Annotated in this window: 13 protein-coding genes; 2 read left to right on the plus strand and 11 right to left on the minus strand. The window is 39.6% G+C overall.

Annotated elements, in window-relative coordinates:
• Nucleotide 1: 1 nt before the first annotated feature.
• The 4 genes from LPB86_RS02725 to LPB86_RS02740 all read right to left on the minus strand — a co-directional run bounded on the left by LPB86_RS02725 (nt 2) and on the right by LPB86_RS02740 (nt 5,778).
• Nucleotides 2-3,709, minus strand: a complete 3,708-nt coding sequence (locus LPB86_RS02725) for a HAMP domain-containing sensor histidine kinase (RefSeq protein ID WP_230641010.1) — start codon at nt 3,707-3,709, stop codon at nt 2-4.
• Nucleotides 3,709-4,590: an ACP S-malonyltransferase gene (gene fabD, locus LPB86_RS02730; RefSeq protein ID WP_230641011.1), complete on the minus strand. Its 882-nt coding sequence runs from the start codon at nt 4,588-4,590 to the stop codon at nt 3,709-3,711. The genes LPB86_RS02725 and fabD overlap by 1 nt, the downstream gene beginning before the upstream one ends.
• A 129-nt stretch (nt 4,591-4,719) precedes the next feature.
• Complete coding sequence (gene folE / locus LPB86_RS02735) at nt 4,720-5,355, minus strand: GTP cyclohydrolase I FolE (RefSeq protein ID WP_230641012.1); 636 nt, start codon at nt 5,353-5,355, stop codon at nt 4,720-4,722.
• A 12-nt stretch (nt 5,356-5,367) separates the two neighbouring features.
• The gene (locus tag LPB86_RS02740; protein ID WP_230641013.1) at nt 5,368-5,778 is read right to left on the minus strand and encodes a 6-carboxytetrahydropterin synthase; all 411 of its coding nucleotides are present in this window, start codon (nt 5,776-5,778) and stop codon (nt 5,368-5,370) included.
• Nucleotides 5,779-5,840: 62 nt separating this feature from the next.
• On the opposite strand from LPB86_RS02740, the gene mqnB reads away from it, so the two are divergent.
• Nucleotides 5,841-6,473, plus strand: a complete 633-nt coding sequence (gene mqnB, locus LPB86_RS02745) for a futalosine hydrolase (protein WP_230641014.1) — start codon at nt 5,841-5,843, stop codon at nt 6,471-6,473.
• Between the two features lie 34 nt (nt 6,474-6,507).
• Nucleotides 6,508-7,350 carry a menaquinone biosynthesis family protein gene (locus LPB86_RS02750; RefSeq protein ID WP_230641015.1) on the plus strand — a complete coding sequence of 281 codons (843 nt, stop codon included), beginning with the start codon at nt 6,508-6,510 and terminating at the stop codon, nt 7,348-7,350.
• Between the two features lies 1 nt (nt 7,351).
• Here LPB86_RS02750 and LPB86_RS02755 read toward each other — a convergent pair whose 3' ends face one another.
• From LPB86_RS02755 to LPB86_RS02785, 7 genes are all read right to left on the minus strand, one after another.
• Nucleotides 7,352-7,732 (minus strand): hypothetical protein, encoded by a 381-nt coding sequence (locus LPB86_RS02755; protein WP_230641016.1) that lies wholly within the window; start codon nt 7,730-7,732, stop codon nt 7,352-7,354.
• Nucleotides 7,733-7,734: 2 nt separating this feature from the next.
• Nucleotides 7,735-8,967: an ABC transporter permease gene (locus LPB86_RS02760; RefSeq protein WP_230641017.1), complete on the minus strand. Its 1,233-nt coding sequence runs from the start codon at nt 8,965-8,967 to the stop codon at nt 7,735-7,737.
• Between the two features lie 3 nt (nt 8,968-8,970).
• Entirely contained in the window at nt 8,971-9,609 is a 639-nt protein-coding gene (locus tag LPB86_RS02765) for an MBL fold metallo-hydrolase (RefSeq protein ID WP_230641018.1), read from the minus strand.
• A 9-nt stretch (nt 9,610-9,618) separates the two neighbouring features.
• Nucleotides 9,619-10,203: a gliding motility lipoprotein GldD gene (locus tag LPB86_RS02770; RefSeq protein WP_230641019.1), complete on the minus strand. Its 585-nt coding sequence runs from the start codon at nt 10,201-10,203 to the stop codon at nt 9,619-9,621.
• 1 nt (nt 10,204) lies between these two features.
• Nucleotides 10,205-10,945 (minus strand): shikimate dehydrogenase, encoded by a 741-nt coding sequence (locus tag LPB86_RS02775; protein ID WP_230641020.1) that lies wholly within the window; start codon nt 10,943-10,945, stop codon nt 10,205-10,207.
• A 6-nt stretch (nt 10,946-10,951) separates the two neighbouring features.
• The gene (locus tag LPB86_RS02780) at nt 10,952-11,719 is read right to left on the minus strand and encodes a phosphosulfolactate synthase (protein ID WP_230641021.1); all 768 of its coding nucleotides are present in this window, start codon (nt 11,717-11,719) and stop codon (nt 10,952-10,954) included.
• A 69-nt stretch (nt 11,720-11,788) separates the two neighbouring features.
• Nucleotides 11,789-13,195, minus strand: a complete 1,407-nt coding sequence (locus tag LPB86_RS02785; protein WP_230641022.1) for a lipopolysaccharide assembly protein LapB — start codon at nt 13,193-13,195, stop codon at nt 11,789-11,791.
• Nucleotides 13,196-13,367: the final 172 nt, after the last annotated feature.

Consider the following 13,367-nt stretch of genomic DNA (forward strand, 5'->3'; position numbering starts at 1 on the left):
TTTAGACCAAGGGAAAACTCAGGTAAAAAGTAGTCCCTGCTTCGGGTACTGATTTAAAATCAATTGTACCTCCTGCATTTTCTATCGCCTGTTTCACAAATGCTAAACCTAATCCAGTGCCTGAAGAGTTGGTGGTAAAATTAGGTGCAAAGATTTTGTCCTGTAAATCCGGATCAATACCCTTGCCATTGTCTTTGATCTCCACCCATACGGTGTCCTTATCATTGTTAATCCGGATAGAGATTATACTTTCCCCTTCTACTGTAGCTTCAATTGCATTTTTGAGGAGGTTACTAAAACTCCTCACCAATTGATCCTTATCACCTAAAATATGTGGCACACGATCAGTTAAATTGAGTATCCTGATTTCCGCAGGTTCATCTGCAAACAAATCCTTAGAGCGGGAAATAATTGGCAGGAGCATGAGTTTTTCAAGCTTTGCGTCTGGCATCTTTGCAAAATTGCTAAACTCCGAAGCAATATTAGCCAGGGTATCAATCTGCTCAATAAAAGACTTATTGAAGCGTTCAAATTTCTTTTCAAAATTAGGATCCTTCTCCCGCCATGATTTTTCCAGCAGCTGCACACCAAGTTTAAGCGGTGTAAGCGGATTTTTAATCTCATGCGCTACCTGCTTAGCCATTTCACGCCAGGCACTTTCCCGCTCTGACCGCGCAAGGCGAGCAGCACTTTCCTCCAGTGCAGCAATCATCTTATTATATTCCTTTACCAGCGCACCAATTTCATCATGGCGTGCCCATTGGATAGGCTTGTTCTTTTGTCCGAGCTTAGTCTTTCTGATGCTCTCCTGAATAAAAGTAAGCGGATTGGTAATTTGATTGGCCAGAAACACAGCCAGTACACCAATAGCTACAAATACCAGGGCGTAAATATTAATCAGGGTATTGATAAATAAGCCAATTTTAGCCTGATAGTCTGCCTCGTTACCATAATAGGCAAGGCCTACATATGCTACTGTCTGGTTTTGTGCATTTCTAATCGGCGCATAGGCAGAAGAATAAATAAATGAGCCTATTTTCTCTGCAGGGTTCAGGTAATCTGAACGTTGTACCTGGTGCAGGTACACATAGGCTTTTGGACCCATTTTAGGTGATATAATGCCATATTCAAACATTTTAGGCAAAGAGGTGTACAGCAAATTACCATTGATATCAAACAGGTTTAAAAAGGAGGCATTGACATTAGCAAACTGATTAAAATCTACTTTTGACTGTTCCGTGATTGCAGGGATTCCTGTATTAAAGATTTGTTTTTCATACGAAAGCTGCACCTTTCTTATTTTTTCCTTCACCAAATCATCTTGTTGCTTCCGGTATTCTGAACTAATGTAGAAAAAAGTAGTCCAACCAACAATTAAAAGCGTTGCCACTACAGACAGTACAATAGAAAACTGGATGCGTGTCTTATACAGGATCTTATTTGCGTTAATCATCAAAGACCTGTTGATGTTAAACCAACCACCCCAGCTTTCGTCAATATTTCTCATTAGCCAGATACAGATGTAAAGGGCTACGGAAAACAGCGTAAACACCAGAAAAAAGAATGATAAGGTGGCTAACCTCACTACATAATCGGTTTTTTCTTTACTGATCACAATCACCTTTGTAGAACTTGGCATGTAAACCAGATGATTATATCCGGTAGTATCGTCAAGGTACAAAGCTTCGCCAGGTGTATGCTTAAAATCTGTGTTATCCAGCTTATAGGTAAACTTTCCTGATTGCCCTATTAAACGTCCGTTATTATAAAACGCCAGGGAATACTTGTCATAATCTTCATCGCTTTTTATTTTGCCATCCATTAACAATTCCGGAAACTGACTATTGTAATTGTATTGCTGCGATTTAAATTCAATTACCATTGTTCCTAACACGCGGTTATGTTCAAATACAGGTACAATACCAAAATAATTTTGGTATCCAAACGTATCATTTAGCCGATAAAAGAAATTGGAAACCTTAACTGATCCTGCCTTAACTAAACTTTTGTAATGGCTCAGCGGTACTCTCTCATTATTTTTAATAGAAGAATCCTGACTGTTAAACTCATACAAATTGTACTCAAACTGCGATAAGTATCCATCTAAAAACTTTTTGTCTATAAAGTTCTGCAATACCCTGTTCCTGTTTGGAAGGGGCTTTTTAAAGTAACTGACAATAAAGGGGTCAGAAGACAATCCCCTTTCTAAACTCTCTACAGAATTAATAATTTTAGGATCATCACTGGATTGCAACTTCTGGGCAATAAGATACCGGTGGTTTCTTTCCTTAATATCGTTATACCGTTGGTATTTAATGGAAGAAATTAAAGCAATACAGAAAAATAAAGCCGCATAAACCCCTATAGAAAACTTATCTTCCTTCACATATCGGTTGTATCCCATTAATAAGATAAACAAAGCAAAAGCAATAAAAAACACCGTAAACTCAGTGTTTATACGATATATGAAATAGGCCAGAAAAGCCGTCAAAAACAAAATAAGCCGTTCCCTGTTCGTCGTGTTCAAGGATTTCGAGAGTTGCAAAAAGATGCTGGCAATAAGATAAATGTTAAACCAGACCAGGCATAAAATAACAATACAGACCCAGCTGATCCAGTCCAGGTTGATGATATTGGTGATGTCAAAATTGATCTTTGAATTATACACCAGACCAAAAAATATGCTGTCCAATACAAACGCAAGGCCACTAAACGCAATAAGTAATAAAAGCTGGATTATCCAGGCGGCAACTTTGCTTTCCCTTAACCTTTGAGGCAAACGGTAACCATCTTTATAGGTATACATAAAAAGTGTTATCCAGGTTATGGCAACAACGTTAAGCAAGAAATCTCCCAGGGAGGGCATAAAAAAGCTCTCTGCATAAATATAGGGCTTAAAGATTGCTAGGTTAAACTGGTGATTGAACCATCCAAACTGCAAATCTGTAAGTCTGATGAGGACAAAAACACCAGCCATTAGCAGGGTAGCAAGCGTATGATGCCCTCTTTTTGCAAGCCATGCACAAAAAGAATTTACAAAAAGAGAGAAACTAAAAAGCCCGACTACCCAGAGCCAAAATTCGACAGAAGCATATAAATTAGTAGAATAAGCTGCATTCAGCTTTACTTCAAACAACAATTTTCCTTCCGCGCTCTTAATGCCGTATACCTCATCGTCTGTAAAGGAGGCCATGGTAAGTGCCCCGGAAGGGGACAGTTTTGTGTCAATTTCATTTTTCAGGTACCTGTTTTCAATTACAAACTGATTTTTAACATCAATTAGAAAAATGAAAGCAAAATTACCCTGAGTTTTTTTGATGACTTCATACCAGCCATTGGCCAACTGTAAAAATGAAGTACCCTCCTTAACCATATCAGGGAGGGGCATTACAGCCTTATAACTGCTCCAAAACTGCAACTCCCCATGCTCATAAACCAGGAGATTGATACCCTGAGCCCTATAACTGTTGATGAATTGCATGGCGGCAGCTTCATTTACGTGAAGCTGCTTTGCCATAGTAAGCTGACTTTTGTTAGAAAGAAAATTATGAACCAGCCTTTCGCTGGCATTCAGGTTTTTTTGAAGCAGTGCTGCTTCATGGGCCAATAAGTCTTTTTTGGTTACGGAATGTTTTAAGGAAATTGCGGTTACAATACAGCACATCCCTAAAATAAGCAACAAAAACCTTATTTTGCCTCCAATGCTCATTAAGCTACAGTTGCACTGCTTGTTTTAACTTCTCTGCTTACTTTTTTTACCAGACCCTGTAGTACGTTGCCTGGTCCAACCTCAACAAAATCAGTTGCACCATCGGCCAGCATTTTTTCAACAGTTTGGGTCCAGCGTACAGCGCCGGTAAGTTGCTTAATCAGGTTTAATTTAATCTTTTCAGGATCTGTATTGGGAACAGGATCAACATTCTGATAGATTGGACATACAGGTGAAAGTATGGTGGTTTGCTCAATAGCTTCTTGTAACTCAACTCTTGCTGGCTCCATTAGCGGAGAATGGAAGGCACCGCCAACATTTAACTTTAGTGCTCTTTTAGCACCCGCTTCAGTAAGTTTTTGGCAAGCCAGATCAACGCCTTCAATACTGCCCGAAATCACCAACTGGCCAGGGCAGTTGTAATTTGCCGCCACCACAACTTCATTAATATCATTACAAATGTTTTCTACTACCTCATCGGCAAGACCAAGAATAGCCGCCATAGTAGATGGCTGCAATTCACAGGCCTTTTGCATTGCATTGGCACGTGCAATCACTAACCTCAATCCGTCTTCAAAAGATAGCGCATTTGCAGCTACCAATGCAGAAAACTCGCCTAATGAATGTCCGGCAACCATATCCGGCTGAAATTCCGCACCCAGCGTTTTAGCCAAAATTACCGAATGCAAAAAAACGGCTGGTTGTGTTACTTTAGTTTGTTTAAGTTCCTCTTCAGTTCCACCAAACATGATGTCGCTAATCCTGAAGCCAATAATCTCATTTGCTTTTTCAAAAAGGCTTTTTGCCAGTTCATTCTCATACAACTCTTTTCCCATTCCTGAAAATTGAGCACCCTGCCCCGGAAATATATATGCTTTCATACTTATTGATCAAAGATCAAGAAACAAGGATCAATGAGACCTCGCAACTCAATCAAATTTATTGTTTTCTTAAAGGGGGATACCCCGTTGTTAATCTTTATTTTTTGCTCTTTATTCCTTATAGACTTTCTAGTGCAGTTTTGCTGTAATCAACCGCAAAAACTCGGCCCTTGTTTTATCACTTGCAAATCCACCAGTAAAAGCAGAGGTAGTGGTTACAGAATTTTGCTTCTGAATACCCCTCATGGCCATACACAAATGCTGGCACTCAATCACCACAGCAACCCCGGCCGGATTTAAGGTTTCCTGAATACAATCTCTGATCTCATTGGTCAGTCTTTCCTGTACCTGTAATCTTCTTGCAAAAGCATCTACCACACGTGGAATTTTACTTAGTCCAACAATATGCCCGTTTGGAATGTAAGCAACATGGGCTTTTCCAAAAAATGGCAGCATGTGGTGTTCGCACATAGAATACACTTCTATGTCTTTGACAACCACCATCTGGCTGTAATCCTCTTTAAACATCGCAGATTTAAGTATTTCTGCAGGTTTAAGATCATACCCATGGGTAAGGTATTGCAGAGATTTAGCTACGCGTTCAGGTGTTTTTAAAAGTCCTTCACGCTCAGGATCTTCGCCAAGCTGGCTTAATATATCTGCATAATGACTGGAAATAAGTTCTGTTTTAGCACCGTTGTACCGGTCTATCTTAACATAACCTTCTTTTTCTTCGTCAAAAGCATCTTTTGTATGATTCTCCATTAGTTTTAGCTGTTATCCGAAATACTCAATAATATTGTTTTCGGTCTCATGAATTTTTATGCTGTGCAAATATGCACCACTTTCTTCAATAAGCGGTTGTAAGATCTCCCAAATGGCAATTGCCAGGTTCTCTGTAGAAGCCAGTTTTCCTTCCATGAAATCTACATCAAGGTTCAGGTTTCTATGATCCAGCTTATCCACCACGTGTGTATTGATGAGTACTTTTAGCCATTTAAGGTCAACTAAAAATCCAGTCTCAGGGTTAATCTCGCCTTTCACGGTAACGTAAAGCTGGTAATTATGACCATGCCAGTTTGGATTGGCACATTTCCCAAATACTTCTGCGTTTTTATCTTCAGACCAATCTGCCCGGGATAATTTATGCGCTGCATTAAAGGATTCTCTGCGTGTTATATAAATCATTATAATAGAATTGACTGCAAATATACGCAGAAAGGTTAAAGTAGAAAGGTTAACTTTAGCACATGAAAACATTAGTAGTGGCTGCCACTTATCAGGAAATATCCGGCTTATTTGCGCACTTTAACTGGCCCATTGAAGCTTTTGTACAAACTAAGGATATTGATGTACTAATTACCGGCGTAGGCATGACAGCTACCGCCTTTGCCTTAGGCAGGCACCTCTCAGCCGCTTATGATCTTGTTTTAAACCTGGGGATCGCTGGTGCTTTTACACAGGAGCTTGCCTTAGGGCAGCTTGTTAATGTTACCGAAGATACATTTGCTGAACTTGGTGCAGAAGATAAGGACCAGTTTTTAACGATTGACGAACTTGGCTTTGGCGCAGGCATGTATCGCAATAATAACCCGCAGCACCTTCCTTTAGTTGCCCAACTGATTCCTGCGAAGGGCATTACCGTAAATACAGTTCATGGCCATAAAAAAACTATTGCAGCCATATACGAGAGACTACAGCCACATACGGAGAGTATGGAAGGCGCAGCTGTATTTTATGCCTGCGCACAACTTAGTATTCCTTGTTTACAGGTAAGGTCAATTTCCAACTATGTAGAAGAACGAAATAAAGAAAGCTGGAAGATTGGACTGGCAATTCAGAACCTTAACCAATGGGCTATCGATTTTTTGACAACCACATAACCAAGCTGCGCTGTTTTGCCCTTATTTTTACCCCATGAAACTTACACTTGGATTTTCTCCCTGCCCTAATGATACGTTTATTTTTGATGCCCTCATACACCATAAGATAGATACAGAAGGCCTGGAATTTGACGTATGCTTTCACGATGTTGAAACGCTGAACCAGAAGGCTGTTAATGGCGAACTGGACATTACCAAATTGAGCTTTCATGCTTTTGCCTATGTGCTTAACCAGTATGCCTTACTTGATGCGGGCAGTGCTTTAGGATTTGGTGTCGGCCCGCTGCTCATCTCTAAAAATGAATACCTGGCCAACCATCCGGACAACCTTGCAAAAGACCTGCGGGTAGGCATTCCAGGTAAGTTAACCACAGCGAACTTTCTTTTAGGCATAGCCTTTCCGCATTTAACAGAAAAACAGGAATTGGTATTTTCTGAAATTGAGCAATCCTTACTGGACGATAAAATTGACCTTGGGTTAATTATCCATGAAAACAGATTCACCTACCAGGAAAAGGGGCTTTTTAAGGTAATGGACCTGGGTAACTATTGGGAAAAACTTACGGGCTGTGCTATCCCCCTGGGCGGCATTGTCATCAACAGAAAAATTGACCTGGAAGTTCAGCATAAAGTAAACCGACTGATACGGAAGTCTGTTGAATTTGCCTTTCAAAATCCGAAGTCTGGCCTGGATTTTATCCGTCAGCATGCGCAGGAAATGGAGGAAGAAGTGATGTATAAACACATAGATCTTTATGTAAATAAATACTCCGTAGATCACGGTGCAGAAGGCCGAAAAGCGATAGACCTGTTATTTAGCATGGCGCAGGAAAAGGGCCTGATCCCAAAAAATGACATCCAGATTTACCTGGGTTAAATTATTGGCTACAGGGACCGTCAGGAATTTCCTTTGTTAGCTTAATTAGCCTGGTTACCACCATAGTAGAATCAAAATCTGCCGCAACCCTTACACTGTCAGATTTGACAATATGGCATTCTACTTCAATGTAAACAGGCTCATAAGGCTTCTCGAAATTAAGTTTATTATAGGCTAACTCCAGTGTTTTGGCACTGTCAACTACCCAATACTCTCTACCCTCGCCACAATCGGTAAAGGATTTAATTTCGGGGCCATAGCTATACAATCCCTTCACCAGGGTAGTATTTCGCTGATTACTTTCTTCTTGCTTTTGCTGACAGGCAACAGCTAAAATGGAAACAACAAATAATAATACTACACTGCTTCTAAGAAATTTCATGATTAAAGGTCTTGATTGATTTGATTTATCTTCTTCACGCTGAGATTGGATGACAAAGCTGATGCCACAAAAGAAAATACGCCAACTGTTAAAAACACGAGTAAGAAATCTTCATACTTAAGTGCTATAGGATAAGCATTTGACATCATCAGATTATCTTCTGACATTTTTACCAGCCCTAATTTTTGCTGTAGCAGACAGAATACAAAACCTATCAGCAAGCCAGATACACAGCCTGCCATGGTGATCATCATCCCTTCAATCAAAAAGATATTTTTTATCAGCCGTTTCCCTGCACCCAAGCTGCTCAGAATGGCTATATCCTTCAATTTATCCAGCACCAACATGGTTAAGGAGCCAATAATGTTAAAAATGGCGATAATTAAAATAAAAGTGAGGATGATGTAGACGGCCCATTTTTCGCTTCCTAAAATATTATACAATACTTTGTTTTGCTGAATCCTGTTCTTGACTAAAAATGAACCACCCAGCTTTGCTTCCATCTCTTCCTTAAACTCGTCTGCATCCACACCTTTTTTTAGATTAATTTCTATGCCAGATACATTTGTTTCTTCCTCAAGCAACTGCCTGGCGAAGCTCAAAGGAACAATGGTCATGTTGTCAAAATCCTGCTGGACTTCAAATATGCCGGATACAGGAATAGATAGAATGGTAAAATCGTTAGTTGGATCTATAGAACTTGCCTTTATGCCTTTTTTGGGCGAGAAAACCTGCAATGGCACAAAAGGATCATTGACATTTACCAATAACGAATTTTGTATAGCAGAGCCTATAATAGCACAGGAGCCGGCACTATTTCTAAGGATAAATTTACCTTGCACAATGGTACTGTCTAACTTCTCATTTTTCAGGTAATCGTCACTTACACCTTTTATCATCGCAACAGACTGCCTGTCGCCATATTTCAGTAGCGCATTTTCTGCCAATACTTCGGTGTAAGCATAAACTTGAGGATTTTTCCTGAGTTCGGTAAAGTAGGCCGTATTCGGGTTAAATGTCTTTCCTGTTGCCGGAGATACAGCCAGCTGAGGGGTAATGGTATTAAACATCTTTAACACTACCTCTTCGAAGCCGTTAAATACAGATAAGATGATAATTAAAGCCGCGCTGCCAACAAATACCCCAACTACAGAAATGGTAGAAATGATATTGATGGCATTGGTAGATTTTTTAGCAAAAAGATACCTTCGGGCGATATAAAATGGGGTATTCAAAGACTATCTTAAATAAGGATTGCTTAACTTTTCAAAGCCGATACTTGTGGCAGGACCATGACCAGGATAAACCTTACAGTCATCAGGCAGTACAAACAAATTCTGTTTGATACTATTAATCAGCTGTTCATGATTTCCACCTGGCAAATCTGTACGTCCAATACTGTTGTAAAACAATACATCTCCGCCAATTAAGAAGTTCTGCTCTCTTGCATAAAAGCACAAATGTGCGGGAGAATGCCCTGGTGCAAAAATGAGTTCCAATGTTGAGTTCCCAAAAGTAACACTTCCCGTTTCTCCTAAAAACACTTCAGGCTCCGGAGACAATTCATACTTTAATCCTCTCTGCGGAGCATATCCGGGAATAGCCTGCAACACCAACAATTCTCCCTTGTTGAACTGAGGTTTTAAAGCCCATTGGTCAAATACAAACTTGTTGCCAAATACATGGTCTATATGGCAATGGGTATTCAGCAGCAATACCGGACTAAGGTTATTTCCCTTGATGAACGAAACCAGTTCATTTTGTTCCGCCCCATCATACATACCCGGATCAATGATTACACATTCCCCGCTTTCATCGTATAAGACGTAAGTATTTTCCTGAAATGGATTAAAGGTAAATTGCTTAATATTAATCATAACTATAATTTAGTTTTTCCACTTAAAAGACCTGATCATGGTATCAATGTCTTGTTTTATGAATTTTATAACTGGCGCAACTGAATCGTACTGAGGCCTTTCATTAAAATACAATGCACCTCTAAAATAGTGTTTTGCACTATCAGTTAAAAAAAACTGCACAGAAGAGGCCGTATTTCCTTCAATAGCATAATATATGCCATATACCTTCTTTTCCGGATAATTGATCAGTTTCTGATCTATAGCACTCGCCTTAACCGTATGTTTAAATGCCAGTGTACGGGCATCTTCTACCAGATCCTGATATTCTTTCGCAGACAATACATTGTAGTAGGTTAAATGGAGCCTGGCATTAAAACCGTAAAAGTTAAGATTATTCCAGCAATCACCACCACCTTTGCCATTATCTGCTTCCATCCGTGTATATTTTGGGTAATCAAAAGTAAAAGGGCAATTGCTGTTGTACGGCACATATTCCTTTTTTGGGAAGTCAATATTAAAATAACCCCTTGGTTTTGGTGTATAACTGTTGTTGGTGCAAGCATAAAATACAGCTATTGATAACAACGCTAAAACCAGGTATCGATTTTTCATTTTAAGGGTTCCAGATTTCCCAGGAGCGTTCTGCCTGAAGATACAACATTTCCAATCCGTTTTTAACAGCGCCGCCACGCATTCTTACCTTTTGTAAAAATAAAGTTTCTTCGGGATTATAAACGAGATCATAAGCTAAATGTTGTGCGCCCAGGCTATGATAAGGGATCTCAGGAAAAGTTTCTTCATTAGGATACATTCCTGCCGGGGTGGTATTGATGAGCAGGGTGTGTGTTTCCAGCAACGCTTCCGTTACCTCGCTGTACAACAATACGCCTGGCGCAGGTTTGCGGCCTACAATTAAATAACTTATCCCAAGCTTGCTGAGGCAGTATTTTATAGCTTTTGCAGCACCGCCATCACCAAATATCAAAGCTTTGGTATGACTGGGCTTTAAAAAAGGCTTTAAAGATTCCTCAAACCCATAGGCATCGGTATTGTAACCCTTTCTCCATTGTTTCCCTTCTTTATAAGTGACAGCAATGCAGTTTACCGCGCCAATTTCTTCCGCTGCCTCTTCAAGTTCATTTAAAAATGGCAGCACAGCAACTTTATAAGGAATGGTAACATTAAGTCCGTTTAGAGAAGGATTAGAAAAAAGATTTTCTATTTCAGCGATCTGCGCGAGAGGATAAAGTTCATACTGACAATCCGGAATTTCTTCTGTTTCAAATTTATCGCTAAAATACTTCTTAGAAAAAGAATGCGATAAAGGATAACCAATTAATCCGAATATTCTCAAAACCCGCTATTTACTTAAGTTAAGAAAGTGGTCGAAGGTATCACCTCTCAACCCTAAACGAATGGTCTCCAATGGAATCACTTCTGCAGGGGCAATATTGCCCAGGTTAACATTGGTACCAATTAATTTTACAAACCATACCTGCTGCTCTTTTTGAGGGGCTTCCCAAATAATGGTCTCTTCCGGTATCTCTGTTAAAATTTCATCTACAAGACCTTCTCTCACCTCACCAGAACCACGATAAATCCCTACATTCCCACCTTCTCTTGCTTCAGCAATTACCTTCCATGAGCCGGCTTCAATCTCTGCCTTCATCAGTTTAATCCACTTATAAGGGGCAAAGATCTTTGTGGCATCTTTAGAACCTACCTCAGAAATTACGGTAACATATTTGGATAATTTGTGGATATATTCACATTTCAGATCATGCTCAATTTCGATAGAACCATCAGAAACTTCTGCATAGCCCATTCCATATTGTTCTAGTACGCGTATATAATCTTCAAACTGGTTTCTAACTATAAAAGCTTCAAAAAGCGTTCCTCCAAAATAAGTAGGAATGCCGGCACTACGGTATATATCCAGTTTCTCTTTCAACTTCGGGGTAACAAATGAAGTTGCCCAACCTAATTTAACAATGTCTGAATGGATACCTGCAACATCTATAAAATCTTCTGTCTGTCTCAAGCTAAGTCCTTTGTCCATCACCATTGTTAAGCCAGACTGGCGTGGTTTTGATGGACGTTCAGGAATATTATTCAAAGGGTAATTCATATATGCTGCAAAGGTGGAAAAAAATCAGGAATAATTTAAGGTTTGTTTTTCCGCTCTAATTTATGCCGTTTACTTAATGTATTTACTGATAACCTGAATAATTGCCGCATTGTCCTGCAACTGCGGCAGGTACTCAAATAAAATATGATGCTTATCAGGATCCGTAGACAAGGCCGTTTCCAGATAGATCAAAGCTTCTTTATGCTGACCAAGCGCAAATAAATAGGCTACCATCCTATAATAAAGCTCAGCACTATCAGGATTGCTCTTAATGGCCTCAGAAATAGTTTCCGAAGCATCAAGTAACCTTCCCTGCTCATATAAAACGGTAGAAAAATCTAACCAGGCTTCTACATCAAGTGGATTATATTCCAACACCTTTTCATAGGCTTGAACGGAAAGCTCTATTTTCCCTAGCTTATAATACGCATCTGCAGTAGCGAACCAAAAGTCTGCATTCTCATCATCCAGTTCTATAGCCTTGTTGTAAAAATGGAGCGACTCAAAATAACGTTCTTCAAAATTGAGGGTCACACCAATTCCAAACCAGCCATCAGCCAGAGAAGGATCCATCTTTACCGATTTTTTATAATAGGATCTTGCGGTATCCATCAGCTCCAGCTTTTCGTAGCACTCTCCAATAGCGCAGTAAGTATCTGCATTAGGTGGCTCATATTCAAAAGTCTGTTTATATACTTCAATAGCCTCAGCATACCTATCCAGCTGTACCAATGCGTTGCCTTTATTGTAATAAGCAGAAGCAAAATTGTCTTTAATCAAAATTGCATAATCGTAAGCATCTATTGCCTTCTCAAAAAGCTCCAGTTTATGATAAGCGTTGGCCAGATTGTACCAGGCGGCATAAGAATATGGATCGCTGTCGATATATTCAGTATAAAACTGGATGCTTTCTTCCTGTTTATCCAGAATGTCATAGCAAAAAGCCAGTTCATACAAACCGTCTTTATTCTCCATATTTTGTTCCAGGCTTTGTTTGATGTATTTTATTGCATTCTCGTAGTCCAGCATGTTCTGGTAAACGAAGGCAATTTGTAATAAAATCTCATCCGTAACCTCTGCCAGGCTTAGCGCCTTATGAAAGTTTTCAAGCGCTTCCTGATAACGGTCAAGTCCATTGTACATGTTGCCCCTTAGCACATAGATTTCGGGCTCAGAAGCCTCCAGCATTTCCGCTTTGTCCAAGGCAGCGAATGCGCCGTCCAGCTGATTGGTAATAAACAGCAATTGCGCCTGTTTAATCAAAAACACTGCGGCAAAAGGATGCTGGTTCAATGCATAATCAACAACCTGAAGTGCCCTGATGGGGTCGCTTTTTTCGATGTAATAGTCAATGATATTCTCAAAAGCCATGGCATCAAAGAAATACTGATCCTGATTGCGCACCATCTCTTCATAACGGTCAACATTCTGTTGAGCCTCTTCCTCATTAAAATCAAAGTTAAATTCCTCTTCCATGTCTCGATTCCTAATAATTGATCTCTATTTCAAACTACAATACTATAAGTTTACGTTATTTATAGCTATGCGAAAGAAATAATTTTCAACATTCAAACATTCACCTCTTTAATACCCTGATAATATTAATTTTAGCGCCATTAAAATCATGCAACAAGAATGTATAAAACTT

This window comes from Pedobacter sp. MC2016-14, from assembly GCF_020991475.1.
GTDB lineage: Bacteria > Bacteroidota > Bacteroidia > Sphingobacteriales > Sphingobacteriaceae > Pedobacter.

Excerpts from the sequence above, each read along its gene's own strand:
- LPB86_RS02725 (WP_230641010.1), bottom strand. The coding sequence starts at position 3,709 with ATGAGCATTGGAGGCAAAATAAGGTTTTTGTTGCTTATTTTAGGGATG.
- fabD (WP_230641011.1), bottom strand. The coding sequence starts at position 4,590 with ATGAAAGCATATATATTTCCGGGGCAGGGTGCTCAATTTTCAGGAATG.
- folE (WP_230641012.1), bottom strand. The coding sequence starts at position 5,355 with ATGGAGAATCATACAAAAGATGCTTTTGACGAAGAAAAAGAAGGTTAT.
- LPB86_RS02740 (WP_230641013.1), bottom strand. The coding sequence starts at position 5,778 with ATGATTTATATAACACGCAGAGAATCCTTTAATGCAGCGCATAAATTA.
- mqnB (WP_230641014.1), top strand. The coding sequence starts at position 5,841 with ATGAAAACATTAGTAGTGGCTGCCACTTATCAGGAAATATCCGGCTTA.
- LPB86_RS02750 (WP_230641015.1), top strand. The coding sequence starts at position 6,508 with ATGAAACTTACACTTGGATTTTCTCCCTGCCCTAATGATACGTTTATT.
- LPB86_RS02755 (WP_230641016.1), bottom strand. The coding sequence starts at position 7,732 with ATGAAATTTCTTAGAAGCAGTGTAGTATTATTATTTGTTGTTTCCATT.
- LPB86_RS02765 (WP_230641018.1), bottom strand. The coding sequence starts at position 9,609 with ATGATTAATATTAAGCAATTTACCTTTAATCCATTTCAGGAAAATACT.
- LPB86_RS02770 (WP_230641019.1), bottom strand. The coding sequence starts at position 10,203 with ATGAAAAATCGATACCTGGTTTTAGCGTTGTTATCAATAGCTGTATTT.
- LPB86_RS02780 (WP_230641021.1), bottom strand. The coding sequence starts at position 11,719 with ATGAATTACCCTTTGAATAATATTCCTGAACGTCCATCAAAACCACGC.
- LPB86_RS02785 (WP_230641022.1), bottom strand. The coding sequence starts at position 13,195 with ATGGAAGAGGAATTTAACTTTGATTTTAATGAGGAAGAGGCTCAACAG.